The sequence below is a fragment of the Ruegeria sp. HKCCD6119 genome (assembly GCF_013110585.1).
Lineage (GTDB): Bacteria > Pseudomonadota > Alphaproteobacteria > Rhodobacterales > Rhodobacteraceae > Ruegeria.
In genome coordinates this window covers 52,585-69,940 of record NZ_WVQV01000001.1, presented here as the reverse complement: position 1 = coordinate 69,940, position 17,356 = coordinate 52,585, and the positions used below count along the sequence as shown (strand labels likewise).

General features: G+C 59.5%; 18 protein-coding genes. 16 read left to right on the top strand and 2 right to left on the bottom strand.

Annotated elements, in window-relative coordinates; translation table 11 throughout:
* Nucleotides 1–65: 65 nt before the first annotated feature.
* Nucleotides 66–737: a ceramidase domain-containing protein gene (locus GS611_RS00350; protein ID WP_171630812.1), complete on the bottom strand. Its 672-nt coding sequence runs from the start codon at nt 735–737 to the stop codon at nt 66–68.
* 60 nt (nt 738–797) lie between these two features.
* Between GS611_RS00350 and GS611_RS00345 the strand changes: the two genes are divergently transcribed.
* A complete protein-coding gene (locus GS611_RS00345) occupies nt 798–1,490 on the top strand; it encodes a metal-dependent hydrolase (protein WP_171630810.1) in 693 nt (230 codons plus the stop codon).
* A 15-nt stretch (nt 1,491–1,505) separates the two neighbouring features.
* Here the strand turns inward: GS611_RS00345 and GS611_RS00340 are convergent, their stop codons facing one another.
* The gene (locus tag GS611_RS00340) at nt 1,506–1,970 is read right to left on the bottom strand and encodes a nucleoside deaminase (protein ID WP_171630808.1); all 465 of its coding nucleotides are present in this window, start codon (nt 1,968–1,970) and stop codon (nt 1,506–1,508) included.
* A gap of 62 nt (nt 1,971–2,032) precedes the next feature.
* Here GS611_RS00340 and GS611_RS00335 point away from each other — a divergent pair, with 62 nt between their 5' ends.
* From GS611_RS00335 to GS611_RS00265, 15 genes are all read left to right on the top strand, one after another.
* Nucleotides 2,033–2,848, top strand: a complete 816-nt coding sequence (locus tag GS611_RS00335; RefSeq protein WP_171630806.1) for a pseudouridine synthase — start codon at nt 2,033–2,035, stop codon at nt 2,846–2,848.
* A gap of 175 nt (nt 2,849–3,023) precedes the next feature.
* Nucleotides 3,024–3,938: a 5-bromo-4-chloroindolyl phosphate hydrolysis family protein gene (locus tag GS611_RS00330; RefSeq protein ID WP_171630804.1), complete on the top strand. Its 915-nt coding sequence runs from the start codon at nt 3,024–3,026 to the stop codon at nt 3,936–3,938.
* 30 nt (nt 3,939–3,968) lie between these two features.
* Nucleotides 3,969–5,159 carry a toxic anion resistance protein gene (locus GS611_RS00325; protein WP_171630802.1) on the top strand — a complete coding sequence of 397 codons (1,191 nt, stop codon included), beginning with the start codon at nt 3,969–3,971 and terminating at the stop codon, nt 5,157–5,159.
* A gap of 49 nt (nt 5,160–5,208) precedes the next feature.
* Nucleotides 5,209–6,129, top strand: a complete 921-nt coding sequence (locus GS611_RS00320; RefSeq protein WP_171630800.1) for a DUF2927 domain-containing protein — start codon at nt 5,209–5,211, stop codon at nt 6,127–6,129.
* A gap of 22 nt (nt 6,130–6,151) precedes the next feature.
* Nucleotides 6,152–7,300 carry an SPFH domain-containing protein gene (locus GS611_RS00315; RefSeq protein WP_171630798.1) on the top strand — a complete coding sequence of 383 codons (1,149 nt, stop codon included), beginning with the start codon at nt 6,152–6,154 and terminating at the stop codon, nt 7,298–7,300.
* 9 nt (nt 7,301–7,309) lie between these two features.
* Nucleotides 7,310–7,627, top strand: a complete 318-nt coding sequence (locus GS611_RS00310; RefSeq protein WP_171630797.1) for a CPCC family cysteine-rich protein — start codon at nt 7,310–7,312, stop codon at nt 7,625–7,627.
* Nucleotides 7,628–7,634: 7 nt separating this feature from the next.
* Nucleotides 7,635–8,750 (top strand): TFIIB-type zinc finger domain-containing protein, encoded by a 1,116-nt coding sequence (locus GS611_RS00305; RefSeq protein WP_171630795.1) that lies wholly within the window; start codon nt 7,635–7,637, stop codon nt 8,748–8,750.
* A 99-nt stretch (nt 8,751–8,849) separates the two neighbouring features.
* Nucleotides 8,850–9,518: a nitroreductase gene (locus GS611_RS00300; RefSeq protein WP_171630793.1), complete on the top strand. Its 669-nt coding sequence runs from the start codon at nt 8,850–8,852 to the stop codon at nt 9,516–9,518.
* 42 nt (nt 9,519–9,560) lie between these two features.
* Nucleotides 9,561–9,998, top strand: a complete 438-nt coding sequence (dtd, locus tag GS611_RS00295) for a D-aminoacyl-tRNA deacylase (protein WP_171630791.1) — start codon at nt 9,561–9,563, stop codon at nt 9,996–9,998.
* Nucleotides 9,998–11,101 carry a glycerate kinase gene (locus GS611_RS00290; protein WP_171630789.1) on the top strand — a complete coding sequence of 368 codons (1,104 nt, stop codon included), beginning with the start codon at nt 9,998–10,000 and terminating at the stop codon, nt 11,099–11,101. The genes dtd and GS611_RS00290 overlap by 1 nt, the downstream gene beginning before the upstream one ends.
* 237 nt (nt 11,102–11,338) lie before the next feature.
* The gene (locus GS611_RS00285; RefSeq protein ID WP_171167064.1) at nt 11,339–12,925 is read left to right on the top strand and encodes an ABC transporter substrate-binding protein; all 1,587 of its coding nucleotides are present in this window, start codon (nt 11,339–11,341) and stop codon (nt 12,923–12,925) included.
* A 15-nt stretch (nt 12,926–12,940) separates the two neighbouring features.
* Nucleotides 12,941–13,897, top strand: coding sequence for an ABC transporter permease (locus GS611_RS00280; RefSeq protein ID WP_152458791.1), 957 nt, complete (start codon nt 12,941–12,943; stop codon nt 13,895–13,897).
* Nucleotides 13,894–14,709, top strand: coding sequence for an ABC transporter permease (locus tag GS611_RS00275; RefSeq protein ID WP_171630787.1), 816 nt, complete (start codon nt 13,894–13,896; stop codon nt 14,707–14,709). The genes GS611_RS00280 and GS611_RS00275 overlap by 4 nt, the downstream gene beginning before the upstream one ends.
* Nucleotides 14,706–16,343: an ABC transporter ATP-binding protein gene (locus GS611_RS00270; protein WP_171630785.1), complete on the top strand. Its 1,638-nt coding sequence runs from the start codon at nt 14,706–14,708 to the stop codon at nt 16,341–16,343. The genes GS611_RS00275 and GS611_RS00270 overlap by 4 nt, the downstream gene beginning before the upstream one ends.
* A gap of 154 nt (nt 16,344–16,497) precedes the next feature.
* Nucleotides 16,498–17,334 carry an alkaline phosphatase family protein gene (locus GS611_RS00265; protein ID WP_171630783.1) on the top strand — a complete coding sequence of 279 codons (837 nt, stop codon included), beginning with the start codon at nt 16,498–16,500 and terminating at the stop codon, nt 17,332–17,334.
* The last annotated feature ends 22 nt before the right edge of the window (nt 17,335–17,356 follow it).

Below are 17,356 nucleotides of genomic sequence, written 5' to 3'. Positions count from 1 at the left end.
GACCGGGGCGGTTTCGTTGGCTTCTTGCCATGAGGCTCGGAAGACACACGCGATCCTTCCGCGCCTTAAGGCGCCGGGCCTTTGCTAAAACGGCCCCTGACAAGAGCTGCGCGATACACCTCGATCATCCATCCCAGCATGATGGCATTCAGGATATGCCACATGAAATGCGTCCCCACCGGCCATTGCCCGCAAAATGGCAAATCCAGCGCCCGGAACGTGATCGACAGAATCAGGATCAAGGCCCCGACTGTCATCCCTTTGGCCAGGATCATGTCTTGGCCCCGCAGCAGGAACGCATAGATCAGGATCAACAAAGGAACCGGCGCGTAAACCGCCGACCCGCCAAACCCCGGCACAAGCTGGAACAAAGGCGCAACAAGTGCCGCAAAGGGAAGAAACAGAAGCGTACCGCAGATCGCCATTCCGGACGACATGCGACAGATGTTCCGGTTCACCGCAAATATATAGACCAATATGAACAGCAGGATCGGCGCCACATCCGCCAATGCCGCCCAAACCCGGGCATGGGTGTGAAACAGATAGCTTCCAACCCCGATCACGGCCAAAATCACGACCAGACCTTTGGCCAGCGGCATGTCCTGATCGCGCACGCGCTGCCACATGACCCATGCGGAAATCAGAAAAGCCGCATTTGTGATCGCGTTGATCGGCTCGGCCCAATACTCCGGCGACACGCGTTCGCAATAGCCATCAATTTCTCGAATCCAGTCCATGGAAATTTACATAGCCAATGCTAGGCTGGAGCCAAGACAAGACTTGAGAGGAATTCCGGAATGAACATTATCTGGCTGGGCCATGGCAGTTTTCGCATAGAAACTCAGGGGCAGGTTCTGTTGATCGACCCGTGGCTGACCGGCAACCCGGTCTTGCCCGAAGATCGGCATGATGCCGTGCTGGAAGGGGCGACCCACATTCTTTTGACCCATACGCATTTTGACCACGTGGCCGATGTACTTCCTCTGGCAAAGCACCTGAAAATCCCCGTTGTCGGACAGTATGACCTGATGGGATACTGGAGCGAAGCGGAAGGCATTGAGACCATCGGTTTCAACAAAGGCGGCACCGTCGACCTGAACGGCGTCATGGTGACAATGGTACCGGCCTCTCACAGCTCGACTTTTTCAACACCGGACGGTCTGCGCACTGGTGGCAGTGAGGTCGGCTTCATGATCGCGGCCGAGGGGCGTATGCTCTACGTCTCGGGCGATACCGACATCATGGCCGACATGGAATGGATGGGGGATTACTACAAACCCGATATCGGCATCCTTTCGGCTGGCGGGCATTTCACCATGGATATGAAAGCCACCGCTTATGCCGCGAAACGGTACTTTGACTTCAAGACGGTCATCCCATGTCACTACCAGACGTTCCCCATTCTGGAACAATCCGCACAGGCATTGATCGACGGGTTGCCCGGGGTCGACGTGATCGAACCTGAGGTCATGAAAGCCATCACCGTCTGACGACAGCGCAGCGCGTCAGCCCGGCTTGTCCTGGCGGCGCGCTTCGAAGAAGGCCTTCAAAAGCGCGGCAGCCTCTTCGCCTGCAATTCCGTCATAGACTTCGGGCACGTGATGCGCCTGTGCATGCGAAAACACGCGCGCGCCATGCGCCACGCCCCCGGATTTGGGGTCTGCCGCACCGTAATAGATCCGCCGGATGCGCGCGGCCGCCAAGGCCGCGGCGCACATCGCGCAAGGCTCCAACGTGACGTAGAGATCATGATCCGGCAGCCGTTCAGAGCCCGCCTGCGCACAGGCGGCACGCAAGGCCAAGATTTCCGCATGGGCCGTGGGGTCATTCAACTCGCGCGTCCGGTTCCCGGCCGCGGCCACGACCGTTCCGTCCGGTCCGACGACAACGGCCCCCACGGGCACCTCGCCGCGGTCAGCGGCTGCGCGCGCCTCGGCCAGGGCCTGTTGCATATGCGATTTGAACACCATGCCCCCTGACTGCCGCAGAAACCCGCCTTTCGCAAGCGCCCGGGATGCGGTATGGCCCTGACATGAACAAGACCCCACCCCCCGGCGATCGGATCGCCAAAGTCCTGGCCCGCGCTGGCGTAGCATCCCGGCGCGAGGCTGAACGCATGATAGAAGCAGGCCGCGTGGCAGTGAATGGCAAGACCATCGACAGCCCCGCCCTGAACGTGACCGCGAAAGACAAGATCGCAGTCGACGGCAAGCCGGTCTCGGAACCGGAACCGTCGCGTCTGTGGCTGTATCACAAGCCCGCCGGGTTGGTGACGACGACCCGCGACGAAAAAGGACGAGATACAATATTCGACAAGCTGCCTGACGACATGCCACGAGTGATGAGCGTTGGTCGGTTGGACCTGAATTCCGAAGGATTGCTGCTGTTGACCAACGATGGCGGCATCAAGCGCAAGCTGGAACTGCCCTCGACCGGGTGGTTGCGGAAGTACCGCGTGCGGGTGAACGGTCGCCCGAAGGACGAGGATTTCGAACCGCTGCGCAAGGGGCTGGTGATCGAGGGAGAACGGTTCCAGCCAATGACCGTCACACTGGATCGCCAGCAGGGCGCAAATGCATGGCTGACGATCGGCTTGCGCGAAGGCAAGAACCGCGAAATCCGCCGCGCGATGGAAGATATCGGCTTTACCGTGAATCGTCTGTTGCGCGTGTCCTACGGCCCCTTCCAGCTTGGGACGCTGAAACAGGGCGAGGTCGAAGAAGTCCGTCGCCGGGTCATGCGGGACCAGCTGGGTCTGGACGCCGAAGACAAACCCGGCAACGCGCCCAAACGCCCGTCACGGCCCAAAAGAAAACGGCCTCTGATCGGCAAGAATCCCCGTAAGTGATGTGGGTTCGGCAACCTTCCCCCTAGCGCTAAGCCCGCGCATACCCTAAATTTTCAGTGAAAGCTGCTATTTGGGGGGCGTGATGTCCGGAAGCGGAGTGCAAAAACTGGCCTACGCTGTGCTGTTGGTGCTGTTGTTTGGCGTCTGCACTGGTTTGCTCGGAGGTCTGTAAGCCATGGCAAAGCGGTTCGGCGGCAAATACAGCCCACAGGGGGATGAATCGGAAAACACCCCACTGCCGAGGGGGCAGTTTGACGGCGCACGGGTCGAGCCCGCTGGCGCACGTGCGAATATTCTGTTTCTACCCGCCATTCCATTGGTGTTTCTGTCCCTAAACGACGGCGCGATTGGCATGACACTGGGGCTGGTCGCCGCTGGTTTTCTGACGGCGGCCGCATTTTTGCTGCGAGAAGGTCTGAGAGCTGAGGCCGCGTACAATGCCCGCAAAACCGCCCGACGTCCTGCTTTTCCGCGGAAGATATTTGCCAGTGTTCTCACCGGCCTTGGCGCTGGCCTTGCGTCTTACAGGTCCGAGTTTCTGGACGCTGAAGCGGCAGCGCAGGTCAGTTTGTTGGCCCCCGTGCTGTTTGGTGTTGCAGCGACCGTTCTGCATTCTGTCTCATTCGGGCTTGATCCGATGAAGAACAAGGGCATGGAAGGGGTCGACACTTTTCAGCAGGACCGCGTGGCCCGCGTGGTCGATGATGCCGAGAAACATCTGTCGGAAATGACGAATGCCATAAAACGCGCTGGTGACCGCAGGGTCGAAGCCCGCGTCGAACGGTTTCAGAACACCGCGCGGGATTTGTTTCGCACGGTCGAGGAAGACCCGCGAGATCTGGCCGGTGCTAGAAAGTACCTGACCGTGTACTTGCAGGGCGCTCGCGACGCGACCGTTAAGTTTGCTGATGTCTACGCCCGAACCCGCGATGCGCAGGCGCTTGCGGATTACTCTGCTTTGCTGGACGATCTGGAACAGAATTTCGCCGCGCGAACGCGGAAAATGCTTTTGGATGACCGCAGTGATCTGACGGTCGAAATTGACGTGTTGCGTGAAAGACTGCAGCGCGAAGGCGTCCGGCTGGACTGACCGGCCATTATTTGAGCGAGGAACATACCCATGTCCGATGAGATCAAGAACAAGGCAGTTCAGGCCGAAACACTGGTACAGGAAGTCACCGCAGTTGCCCTGCCCGAACCGCAGGCCGAGGTCGTGTCGTTGGAGGAAGCCGACGAACCCGTCAGCGCCGAAATCCGCAAGCGGATGGATGAAATCGACATGGGCAACACCAATTCGATTGTCGCGTTCGGCTCGTCCGCGCAGGCCGAGTTGCAGGAGATCAGCCAGGCCATGCTTGCGGATGTGCGCAACAAGGATGTCGGCCCGGCCGGTGACAGCCTGCGCAATATCGTAACTACGATCCGCGGTTTCTCGGTCAGTGAACTTGACGTGCGGCGCGAGCGCAGCTGGTGGGAGAAACTGTTGGGCAGGGCTGCGCCTTTTGCCAAATTTACCGCCCAGTACGAAGAGGTTCAGGGCCAGATCGATCGCATTACCGACGATCTTCTGGGGCATGAGCATACGCTGCTCAAGGATATCAAATCTCTGGATCTGCTGTATGAGAAGACCTTGGGCTTTTATGACGAACTGGCGCTGTACATCGCTGCGGGCGAAGAGAAGCTGACCGAGCTGGACAGCCACGACATCCCTGAAAAGGAAGCCGAAGTTCAGGCCGCTCCGGAAGACCAGCAAGTGATGAAGGCACAGGAACTGCGTGACATCCGTGCGGCGCGTGACGACCTAGAACGCCGGGTTCATGACCTGAAACTGACACGACAGGTCACGATGCAGTCGCTGCCGTCGATCCGTTTGGTTCAGGAAAACGACAAATCGCTGGTCACCAAGATCAACTCGACGCTGGTAAACACGGTACCGCTGTGGGAAACGCAGCTGGCCCAGGCGGTTACGATACAACGCAGCGCCGAAGCCGCCGCCGCGGTGCGGGATGCCAACGACCTGACGAACGAGCTTTTGACTTCGAATGCGGCCAACCTGCGCGAATCGAACAAGATGATCCGCCAAGAGATGGAGCGCGGCGTGTTCGACATCGAAGCGGTCAAGCAGGCCAATGCCGACCTGATTGGCACCATCAACGAAAGCCTTGCCATTGCGGACGAAGGCAAAGCCAAACGCGCCGCAGCCGAGGCTGAGTTGCAGAAGATGGAAAAGGAACTGCGCGACACTTTGGCGGCCGCCAAAGCGCGCCGCGACGGAACCGGCGACAATGCCGGTACGGCGGTTCCCGGCTGAGGGCGGGATCGGCGTGCGGGCCTTCGGTTACTTGAAAGGAACCTTGGGGATGGTGTCGCTCTTGGCTCTGGCCAATTGCGATGAAACCCTGACGTCATCTGTTGTTCCGCAACCTCGCCCGACACCCGCACCCGTGGCAGCCAATGCCTATGTGCCACCGTCAGCCGCAAGTCAGGATCTGGCGCGTTTTTATCAGCGGGTTGAACGGGATTTGCTGGTGCGAGGGCTTTTACGCACCGATGGGGGCGGTCCGGACACCCCCTATGATGCCGATGATCTGGCGCGGAATTTCGAAGCGATTGCGTTCTACAGCGAATATCCGACGCAAAGCGTCGCGGCTGGCTCGCGTCAGACCGACGGGCAACTCAGCCGGTGGCTCGGCTCTGTCCGCATACAGACCGAGTTCGGGCCCTCCGTGCTTCCTTCTGCACGGCAGCAAGATGCGGATCAGGTTCGGTCCTTTGCCACCCGACTGGCCAGATTGACCGATCATCCGGTTTCCGTCGTCTCTCGCAACGCCAATTTCCATGTCTTTATTGCAGGCAAGGACGACAGCGCCTATATCGTATCCCGCCTGAAACAGCTGATCCCGAATATCAGTCAGGACTCGCTGAATCTGGTGGCCAATCCACGCGCCAATTTCGATTGCCTGGTGATTGCATCGGCAACGACGTCTTCACCACACAGATACGTGCGTGCCGTTTCCCTTATCCGGGCCGAATTGACGGATCTGGGCCGCCAAAGCTGCATTCACGAAGAAATAGCTCAGGGTCTTGGCCTGTCCAATGACAGCCCGGCAGCGCGGCCTTCGATTTTCAATGATGATGACGAATTTGCCCTGCTGACCAGTCACGACGAAAAGCTGCTGACGATGTTGTATGACCCACGGTTGCAGCCCGGCATAGACGTTGATGAAGCGCGACCCATTGTACGAATAATCGCACATGAATTGATGGGGCAGCCGCTCTGACCCCGATGACAGGAGAACCCAGATGGGAATTTTCGATTTTCTGACCGGAGAATTCATTGATGTCATTCATTGGGTGGACGACACCCGTGACACGATGGTCTGGCGGTTCGAACGTGAGGGCCACGAGATCAAGTATGGCGCCAAGCTGACCGTGCGCGAGGGCCAGGCGGCCGTATTCGTGCATGAAGGCCAGCTGGCCGACGTGTTCACGCCGGGCCTCTACATGCTTGAAACCAACAACATGCCGATCATGACGACGCTGCAACATTGGGATCACGGGTTCCAGTCGCCGTTCAAGTCCGAGATCTATTTCGTCAACACGACCCGGTTCAACGACCTGAAATGGGGCACCAAGAACCCGATCATGCTGCGCGATCCCGAATTCGGCCCCACCCGGATCCGCGCCTATGGCACCTACACGATCCGGGTGAAGGACCCGGCCCGTTTCCTGGTCGAGATCGTGGGCACCGACGGTGAGTTCACCATGGACGAGATTAGCTTTCAGATCCGCAACATCATCGTGCAGGAATTCAGCCGAGTGATCGCGGGCTCGGGCATCCCGGTTCTGGACATGGCTGCAAACACCGCCGATCTGGGCAAGCTGATCGCGGCCGAGGTCTCGCCCGTACTGGACGGCTATGGGCTGGAGATGCCGGAATTCTACATCGAGAACATCTCGTTGCCTCCGGCGGTCGAGGCGGCGCTGGACAAGCGCACCTCGATGGGTCTGGCGGGGGATCTGGGCAAGTTCACCCAGTATTCCGCGGCCGAGGCGATGACGGCGGCAGCCAGTTCCCCGGGCGGAGGCGGCGGCATGGGCGCTGGCCTTGGTATGGGAATGGGCATGGCGATGGCGAACCAGATGTCGAACATGGCAGCGGGTCAGTCGTCAGGCCCGTGGGGCGCGCCCGCGCCCGCTGCCCCGCAACCGGCCGCACATGTGGCCCCGCCGCCTCCGCCGCCGGTCGAGCATGTCTGGCACATTGCGGTGGACGGACAGACCAGCGGCCCGTTCTCGAAGGCCAAGATGGGCCGCATGGCCAGTGAGGGCGAGATCACGCGCGACACCTACGTGTGGACGCCCGGTCAGGACGGCTGGAAGAAGGCGGGTGAGGTGCAGGAACTGGCGCAGCTGTTCACCATTCTGCCTCCGCCCCCGCCCGGCGCATGAGGGCACCGCATGGCCGGCCTTGGAAAGCGTTCGAAAAAGGGCAGGCGCAGAACGCGGCCCGAACCGCATTTCGTCTGCACCTGCTGCGACTATGTCACCCTTTCGGAACGTGGAAAGTACCTGATCTGCCCGATCTGTTTCTGGGAAGACGAGGACATCCAATATGACACGAACCTGCGCGAGCCTTCGGCGGCCAATCACGGCCTGACATTGGCTGAGGGGCGTAAAAACTTCAAGACGATCGGGGCCTGCGAGGCCGCGATGCTGCCGCATGTCCTGCCTGCGGAAGACCGCGCGGACTATCTCTACTTCCCTCTCAAGGACTGAGCGTAGCATGACGGATGCCCCTGCCCCATCGCCTGATTTCGCGGAACATCGTTTCCCGTGTGACCAGTGCGGCGCCGATTATCGGTTCGATCCAAAATCCGGCACGCTGATCTGCGATCACTGTGGCCATTCCGAACCGATCGGTGCCGGCCCCTGGGGCGGCGCCAGCCTGCGCGAGCTGGATTTCGACGCTGCCATCGCCGACCGCCTGCCCGACAGCGAAATCGAAGAGACGCGGGTTCTGTCCTGCCCGAACTGTGCGGCGCAGGTTGAATTCGACCCCAACACCCATGCTGCGGAATGCCCGTTCTGCGCCACTCCGGTTGTGACCGACACCGGGGTGAACCGGCATATCAAACCGAAGGGTGTTCTGCCCTTTGCTCTGGATGAACGCTCGGCCCACAGGGCGATGAGCGATTGGCTGGGGCGGCTGTGGTTCGCGCCGAACGGGCTCAAGGACTATGCCCGCAAGGGCCGCAGGATGCAGGGCATCTATGTGCCCTACTGGACCTTCGACGCCGATACGAAGTCGGCCTATCGCGGAGAGCGCGGAATAGTCTACTATGAAACCCGCACCGTCATGCGGGATGGCAAACGGGTGCAACAACAGGTGCCCAAGGTCCGCTGGACGCCCAAGTCCGGCCGGGTGGCGCGGTTTTTTGACGACGTGTTGGTGTTGGCCTCAAGGTCCCTGCCCAAGGCTTACACGGATGCTCTGGAGCCTTGGGATCTCCCGGCTCTGGAACCCTACCAGCCAGAGTACCTCGCCGGTTTTCGGGCCGAGGCCTATACGGTCGAGCTGAAAGATGGATATGCCGAGGCACGCGCTTATATGGCCCGCGTGATCGAGCGGGACGTGCGGTTTGATATTGGGGGCGACAGGCAACGCATCCATGCAGTGGACACCGATGTGCGCGATGTCACGTTCAAGCATATCCTGCTGCCGGTCTGGTTGGCGGCGTACAAGTATCGCGGTCAGACCTATCGTTTCGTGGTGAACGGCCGGACCGGCCGGGTTCAGGGAGAACGCCCCTGGTCGGCAATCAAGGTCACGATAGCCGTTGTGCTTGGCCTGCTGGTTGCGGCAGGCACCGGATACCTCATGGCGACCGGACAGCAATGACCTTCGGGGGCCGCAGCCAAAATCTGTGCGGCGGAACCCCTTGAACATCCCCGGCTTCTCACCCATCCTGCCGCCGGCTGCCCCGGAGGAGAAGACGACGTGACCCTGGCCGATCTGAACACGCTTCTGACTGCGCGCCATTCCTGCCGCGCCTTTCGGCCTGACCCGGTGCCACGTGGTGACATCGAACAGATCGTGACCAGCGCGTCCCGGGTGCCGAGCTGGTGCAATGCGCAACCTTGGCAATTGGTCATCACCAGCGGAGACGAAACCGACAGGTTCCGCGACGCGATGTCAAACGAAGCCAGGAACGGCACGCCGGCCCCCGATCTTCCTTTTCCCGTTTCCTACTCCGGCGTGTATCAAGACCGCCGCCGGACGTGCGGCTGGGCGCTGTACCGCGCGGTTGGCGTAGAACGGGGGGACCGTAAAGGATCGGCGCAGCAAATGATGCAGAACTTCGCCCTTTTTGGCGCACCACATTGTGCCATCATCTCAAGCCCGGCAGAGCTGGGACCTTATGGTGCAATGGATTGCGGCGGCTTTGTCACGGCTTTTGCGCTCGCCGCTCAGGCTTTGGGCGTGGCGACCATCCCGCAAGCGGCATTGGCGGCGTACAGCCCGTTTTTGCATCAGTATTTTCAGATCCCCGATGACCGGTTGATCTTGTGCGCAATTTCCTTTGGCTATTCGGATATGGATCATCCTGCAAACAGCTTCCGTACGGAACGCGCGGCATTGGGTGACTTTGTGGACTGGCGCGGCTAAACCGTCGCTCAGGCAGGCTCAACGTTTCGGGGGAGGAACCAAGTGCGCGCATTGCTGCAAAGGGTGACACAGGCCAAAGTGTCGGTCGAAGGCACCGTCATCGGCAAAACTGGTCCCGGGCTCATGATTCTTGTCTGCGCCATGCAGGGCGATAGCAAGGCACAGGCAGAAAAATTGGCCGAGAAAGCCGCAAAACTGCGGATTTTCAAGGATGACGCCGGCAAGATGAACCGCTCGCTTCTGGATGTTGAAGGCTCTGCTTTGGTGGTAAGCCAGTTCACACTGGCGGCGGACACCTCCAGCGGCAATCGTCCCGGATTTTCAAACGCGGCCCCGCCCGAGTTGGGAGAGCAATTGTACAAGGTCTTCGCAGAGCACCTTGCCGCGCAGGGGATCGCGGTGGAATCCGGACAGTTCGGCGCGGACATGGCGGTTGAGCTTGTAAATGACGGGCCGGTCACGATCTGGGTGGAGAATTGATGGATATTGAAAAGCAAGCTGTCAGGTTGTGGCAGGCCGGTGTTGATGCCGTCGGCGGGTATAAGGCCACCCTGGCCGCCTTGCCTGATGTCCCGAAACCAGACCGTATTCTGGCCGTGGGCAAACCCGCCGCAGCCATGGCGCGGGCTACGCTGGAACATTTCGGCGCCATCCCCACGCTTGTGGTCACCAAAGACGGACATGGCCACGACCTGCCGGCTGGGGTCGAGGTGATCGAAGCATCACACCCCGTTCCGGACGACCGCAGCGTGGCGGGCGGGCGGGCGCTGCGCCTGGCCATGGATCAGATGGGGCCCGGATCACATGTTCTGCTGCTGGTCTCGGGCGGCGCGTCATCCCTGGCCGAAGACCTGCTTCCCGGAACATCGCTGGCGGATCTCGAGGCGTTGAACCGCGAACTGCTGTCCAAAGGGCTGGATATCCGCGCAATGAATGCCGAGCGGCGCAAGCTGTCGCGCATCAAGGGCGGCGGCCTGCTGTCCCATTTCGCCGGAGACCGCGCCACTGTTCTGGCGATATCGGATGTGCCCGGAGACGATCTGAACGTCATCGGTTCGGGAATCGGAGCATTGCCCGACAATCATTCCTTTGCCGCCAGCACCCGGATCGTTGCTTCGAACGCGCATGCCCGCAGTGCCGCTGCCAAAGCAGCGGAAATAATGGGGCTGAGGGTCTTGATCAATGATGAGGCTCTGCACGACGACTATTTGCAGGTCGCGGCGCGTCTTGGGCCCTTGCTGCGTGGAATGGAAAAGGGCGTGATGATCTTTGGCGGAGAACCGACCGTGGTCTTGCCTGATCACCCGGGACGTGGCGGCAGAAATCAAGCCCTTGCGCTTGCTTTGGCAAAAGAGATCGCGGGGCAGACGGATCTTGCGGTGATCGTGGGCGGCACCGACGGCACGGATGGCCCGACAAATGCGGCGGGTGGAATCATAACAGGAAAGACTTGGAGTGATGGCGCCGAACGCGCTCTTCACAAAGCCGACAGCGGATCATTCCTGGAAAAAGCGCACGGCCTGCTGACAACCGGACCAACCGGCACCAATGTCATGGACCTGGTTGTCGCGATACGTGGATGATTTGACGCTTATCATGCCGCTTTGGCCCGCAATCGACCGGAAACTACCCGAAGATGCAGAATGTACCTGAACACCCACTCAGCAATTACCGCACACCGGACAACAAAGCGATGGCTTTGGCCTTCGGTATTTAAGAGAAATAACCTTGCCCGGTTCGCGGAAATAAGCCAACGTTGACTCATGCGTCAACAAAAAGCCCCCAAAGGGGCTGGAACCACTCAATAGGGAGAACACTCAATGAATGAACAAATAACGCATATGGCCGGTCAGGTCACAGCCGGGAAGATGACTCGCCGCGAATTCATGGGGAAAGCCGCGGCCCTGGGCGTTTCGGCTGCCGTGGCCAGCACGATGTTCGCGGACGCAGCACGCGCAGCAGGCCCGAAAAAGGGTGGTGATCTGAAGTTCGGTCTGCAAGGCGGTGAGTCGACCAACTCGCTGGATCCGGCGACCTATGCCAGCTCGGTTCCGTTCCAGAACGGCAAGCAGTTTGGCGACCAGCTTGTAGAAGTTGCACCCGATGGGTCCATCGAACCGCGCCTGGCGGAAAGCGTCGAAGGCAGCGCGGATGCCAAGGTCTGGACCTTCAAACTGCGTCAGGGTGTCGAATTCCACAACGGCAAAACCATGACCAGCGAGGACGTGCTGAAGACAATGCAGCGCCACTCGAACGAAGACTCCAAGTCCGGTGCCCTTGGTATCATGAAGGGCATCGAGTCAATGAAAGCCGATGGCGACAATTTCCAGGTCACTCTGTCCGAGCCAAACGCTGACCTTCCGTATCTGATGGCCGACTACCACCTGATCATTCAGCCCGATGGCGGCATGGACAATCCCGGAGCAGGTATCGGAACCGGACCGTACAAGGTGGAAGTGGACGAACCCGGTGTGCGCCACTTGTTCACAAAATACGAGAACCACTGGAACTCTGATTTTGGTAACTTCGACAGTGTTGAAGTTGTGGTTATCAATGACGCAACTGCGCGTACCGCTGCATTGCAATCGGGTCAGGTCCACGCCATCAACCGTGTTGAACCAAAGGTCGCGGACCTGCTGGGGCGCGCACCCAATCTGACCGTGCACTCGACCGCTGGCCGCGGCCACTATGTCTTTATCATGCACTGCGATACCGCACCGTTCGACAACAACGAACTGCGCACGGCCCTGAAGTATGCCATCAACCGTGCGGATCTGGTGGACAAAGTACTGCGCGGTTATGGCTCGATCGGTAACGACATGCCGATTAACGCAGCCTATCCACTGTTTGACGAGACAATCGAACAGCGCGAGTTCAGCGTGGAAAAAGCAGCCGAGCACTACAAGAAGTCCGGTCATGACGGCTCGCCGATTGTCCTTCGTGTTGCAGACGGCGCCTTCCCTGGCGCGGTGGATGCTGCAGCCCTGTTCCAACAGACAGCGGCCCAGGCTGGAATTCCGCTGGAAATCAAGCGCGAGCCGAATGACGGCTACTGGTCCGAGGTTTGGAATGTGCAGCCCTTCTGCGCCTCTTACTGGGGCGGTCGTCCGGTGCAGGACCAGATGTACTCGACCGCGTATCTGTCGACGGCTGACTGGAACGATACACGTTTCAAAGTTCAGGCATTTGACGACCTGCTGTTCGCGGCTCGTGCAGAACTGGATGTCGAGAAACGCAAGGGCATCTATAGCCAGATGGGCCGCATGGTCCGTGATGAAGGCGGTCTGATTTGCCCGATGTTCAACGATTTTGTTGAAGGTGTCAGCAACCAACTGGATGGTTGGGAAAGCGACCCGACACAGGAAATGATGAACGGCAACATGTCCCGCAAAATGTGGTTCGTCTGATACGGGCATCGGATAATGCATCCTATCATAAAACTGGTTTCCCAGCGCCTCGCGCTGGGAATTCTATTGCTGTTCGGCGCTTCGGCCTTGATTTTTGGCCTGACCGAAGCTCTTCCCGGAGACGCCGCGCAAGCCGTCCTGGGGCAGTCCGCAACCCCCGAGGCCTTGGCCAACCTTCGCGAAGAAATGGGCCTGAACCGCCCGGCCCTGACCCGTTATTTTGAATGGCTGGGCGGCATCGTTCAGGGCGACCTTGGCCAATCGCTGACCAACAAGCTTGATATTGCCGAGAGCATCGGAAAACGCCTCGGGAACACGTTGTTCCTGGCTTGTGTCGCGGCAATCGTATCCGTCCCGCTTGCGATCTTTCTGGGTCTGCTGGCTGTCCGGTTCCGCAATCGCTGGCCCGACAAACTGATTTCCGCCGTCACGCTGACAACGGTTTCCATCCCCGAGTTCCTGATCGGCTACGTCGTGATCTACTATATCTCGGTCAAACTGGGATGGTTTTCCTCGCTTGCGATGATCAACGACTCGATGTCGTTCTGGCAAAAGCTGAACGCGATTGCGCTGCCGGCCTTCGTTCTGACACTGGTGGTCCTCGCGCAGATGATGCGGATGACCCGCGCTGCAATTCTGAACCTCATGCAATCAGCCTATATCGAAACGGCCGAACTCAAGGGCCTGAGCACATTTCAGGTCATCGCGCGGCATGCCTTTCCCAACGCAATCTCACCCATCGTGAACGTTGTCATGCTGAACCTCGCCTACCTCGTTGTTGGCGTCGTCGTGGTTGAAGTCGTGTTCGTCTATCCCGGCATGGGGCAGTACCTTGTGGACGCAGTGACCAAGCGTGACGTGCCGGTTGTTCTGGCCTGCGGCGTGGTATTCGCGGCTGTTTACATCGGCCTGAACATGGTCGCGGATATCGTCTCGATCCTCGCCAACCCAAGACTGAGGCATCCGAAATGAAAAACATCCCTCTTTCGGCTCTGATTGGCCTCATATTCACCGGCGCCTATTTCTTCGTGGCCATTGCTGCCCCGTTGATCGCGCCTTACGGGATGGCAGAAGTGGTCGGCGATGTATGGGAGCCGGCCAGCGCCGAACACCTGCTGGGCACCGACAATATCGGCCGCGACCTGCTGACCCGCATGATCTATGGCGGGCGCACGACGATCTTCATTGCCGCCGCCGCGACATTGCTCAGCTTCTTGACCGGTACATCGCTTGGTCTTCTGGCCGCCGTTCTGGGCGGTTGGGCGGATCAGGCGCTTAGCCGGACGGTCGATCTGATCATGTCGATCCCAACCCTGATCCTTGCGCTGGTCATTCTGGCCATCGTTCCGGTAACTGTCCCGATCCTGATCCTCGTCATGGGCCTTCTGGATGCGACACGCCCTTATCGCCTTTCGCGCTCCGTCGCCGTGGACATCAACGTGATGGATTATGTCGAAGCCGCGAAACTGCGTGGTGAGGGGCGGACATGGATCATCTTCCGGGAAATCCTGCCGAACGCATTGTCACCGCTGGTGGCCGAGTTCGGCCTGCGGTTCATCTTCATGGTGCTGTTCATCTCTACCCTGTCTTTCCTGGGTCTTGGCGTTCAACCGCCGCTGGCCGACTGGGGTGGCATCGTGAAGGAAAACAAGGACGGCATCGTGTATGGCATTGGCGCGGCCCTGTACCCCGCGGTGGCCATCGCGACGCTCGCGATCTCGGTCAACCTTGTGGCTGACTGGATCCTGAACCGTACTACATCGCTGAAAGGAGGTCGGGGATGAGTGATTCCCTTCTCAAGGTCCGTGACCTCAAGATCGGTGCAACCGTTTACCCACCGGGTGAGAAACCCCATGACATCGAAATCGTGCACGGGGTCAGCTTTGACCTCGAGCGCGGCAAGGTATTGGGTCTGATCGGTGAATCCGGCGCTGGGAAATCCACCATCGGTCTTGCCTCGATGGCCTATGGCCGGGGTGGCGTTGAAATCACCGGCGGCGAAGTCTGGGTCAACGGGCGCGACATCCTGAAATCATCGCATGGCGATATTCGGAATCTGCGCGGGGGCGAGGTTGCCTATGTCTCGCAATCTGCCGCCGCGTCGTTCAACCCGGCCAAGAAGATCATGGATCAGGTTGTCGAAGCGGCTGTCGAGCACAAGAAGTTTTCGCGCAAAGAGGCCGAGGCCCGCGCGCGCGAGCTGTTCGCAAAGCTGGGTTTGCCTGACCCTGACAACATCGGCAACCGTTATCCGCACCAGGTTTCGGGCGGTCAGTTGCAGCGTTGTATGACCGCATTGGCACTGTGTCCTGAACCCGATCTGGTGGTGTTCGACGAACCGACCACGGCGCTGGATGTTACCACCCAGATCGATGTTCTTATGGCGATCAAGGATGCCATACGCGACACCGGTGTTGCCGCTTTGTACATCACCCATGACCTGGCCGTGGTTGCGCAGGTCAGCGACGATATCATGGTTTTGCGGATGGGTGACACAGTCGAATACGGCAGCACCGATCAGATCATCAACAACCCACAGGAAGAATATACTCAGGCTTTGGTCTCGGTGCGTTCGATCGAGCACGAAGAAAAGCAGCCCACACCGGAACCGCTGCTTACCGTTGACGGGATCACCGCGCGCTACAAGGGGCTGAACTTCGACGTGCTGCACAACGTCAATGTCGAGCTTCATCCGGGGCAAACGCTGGCGGTCGTGGGCGAATCCGGTTCGGGCAAATCCACGCTGGCCCGGGTGATCACCGGCCTGTTGCCGCCGCGCGATGGCGAGATCCGTTTTGCCGGTCGCACGCTGTCGCCGGACCTTGCGGGGCGTTCTCGGGAGGATCTGCGCGAGTTGCAGATGATCTATCAGATGGCAGACGTGGCAATGAACCCACGCCAAACCGTCGGCACCATCATCGGCCGCCCGTTGGAGTTCTATTTCAACATGCGTGGCGCTGAAAAGCGCAAGCGGATCATCGAGCTGTTGGATGAGATCGAGTTGGGCGAAAAGTTCATCGACCGCTATCCTGCGGAACTGTCCGGAGGTCAAAAACAGCGTGTCTGTATCGCCCGGTCACTGGCAGCCAAGCCCAAGATGATCATCTGTGACGAGGTCACTTCGGCTCTGGATCCGCTGGTGGCAGACGGGATCCTCAAGCTGCTGCTGGACCTGCAAAAGATCGAAGATGTGGCCTATCTGTTCATCACCCATGATCTGGCGACGGTCCGCGCGATCAGCGACAGCATCGCGGTGATGTATCAGGGTCGCGTGGCCCGTTATGGCTCGAAGAGCCAGGTGCTGAGCCCGCCCTTCGACGATTATACTGACCTGCTGCTCAGTTCGGTGCCTGAAATGCACCTGGGCTGGCTGGAAGAGGTTGTCGCCCATCGCAAGATGGAAAGCGCCGGCAACTGATCCGGTTCGTGACATTTCGATGAAGGTTTGAAATCCCGGCACCTTGTGTGAAGACAGGTGTCGGGATTTTGCTATTGGGGGCGCAAAGTGGCAGCCCGAGGACGTCGAATCTCTTAGGGTCGCCGGAATGCAATGTCTCTCAAAGGGCCTCGACATGGACCGCAAGCTACTCCTTATCATTCTGGACGGTGTCCCCTATCGCAACTTTCGCCGCCTGTTCGGCAATCTCGAAGGCTGGGTCGACAGCGGAGAAGCACGCGTCTGGAAACTGCATGCCGTGCTGCCCTCGACATCGGCCAGTTGCTATGCGTCGATCCACACCGGCGTGACGCCGCAAGAGCATGGCTGCACCGGAAATGGAAACGTCTTCCGGCTGAACCACAAGGACGTGTTCAGCCAGGTGCGTGAAGCCGGTGGTGTGACCGGGGCGGTCACACACAGCTATTGGTCGCAATTCTTCAACCGTCATCCCTTCGATTACGTCCGCGACATCGAATATGACGAACCCGAAAGCGCGACGATCAACCATGGCCGTTTTCACAGCATGACGGGCTATGGTAAAGCCAACCAGATGACGCCATCCGATGTCGACCTGTATGCCACTCTGACCAATCTGTGCCTGCGTTTCGGGCTGGGCTATGGCATTCTGCACACCTGCACGCTGGACAGTATGGGCCACCGTTTCTTCCACGATTGTGAAGAAATGGATCACGCTTGCTTTGTCGCCGACGAAATGCTCGCCCCTTTCATCCCCCGCTGGCGCCAGTTGGGATATGAAGTGATCGTCACCGCGGATCACGGCCAGGACGAGCGTGGGCACCACGGCGGGCGCGGCCCGCTGCAACAGGAAACGGCGCTGTACTATTTCGGCGACGCCGAAGGGCCAGACTCAGATACCGTCATAAGCCAGTTGCAATTGGCCCCGACCATCCTGAGCCGAATGGGTGCCCCCATTGCTGAGACAATGAAGGCCGAACCGTTTCTGCGGTAATGCGCACGCAGCTTCGGGGTCA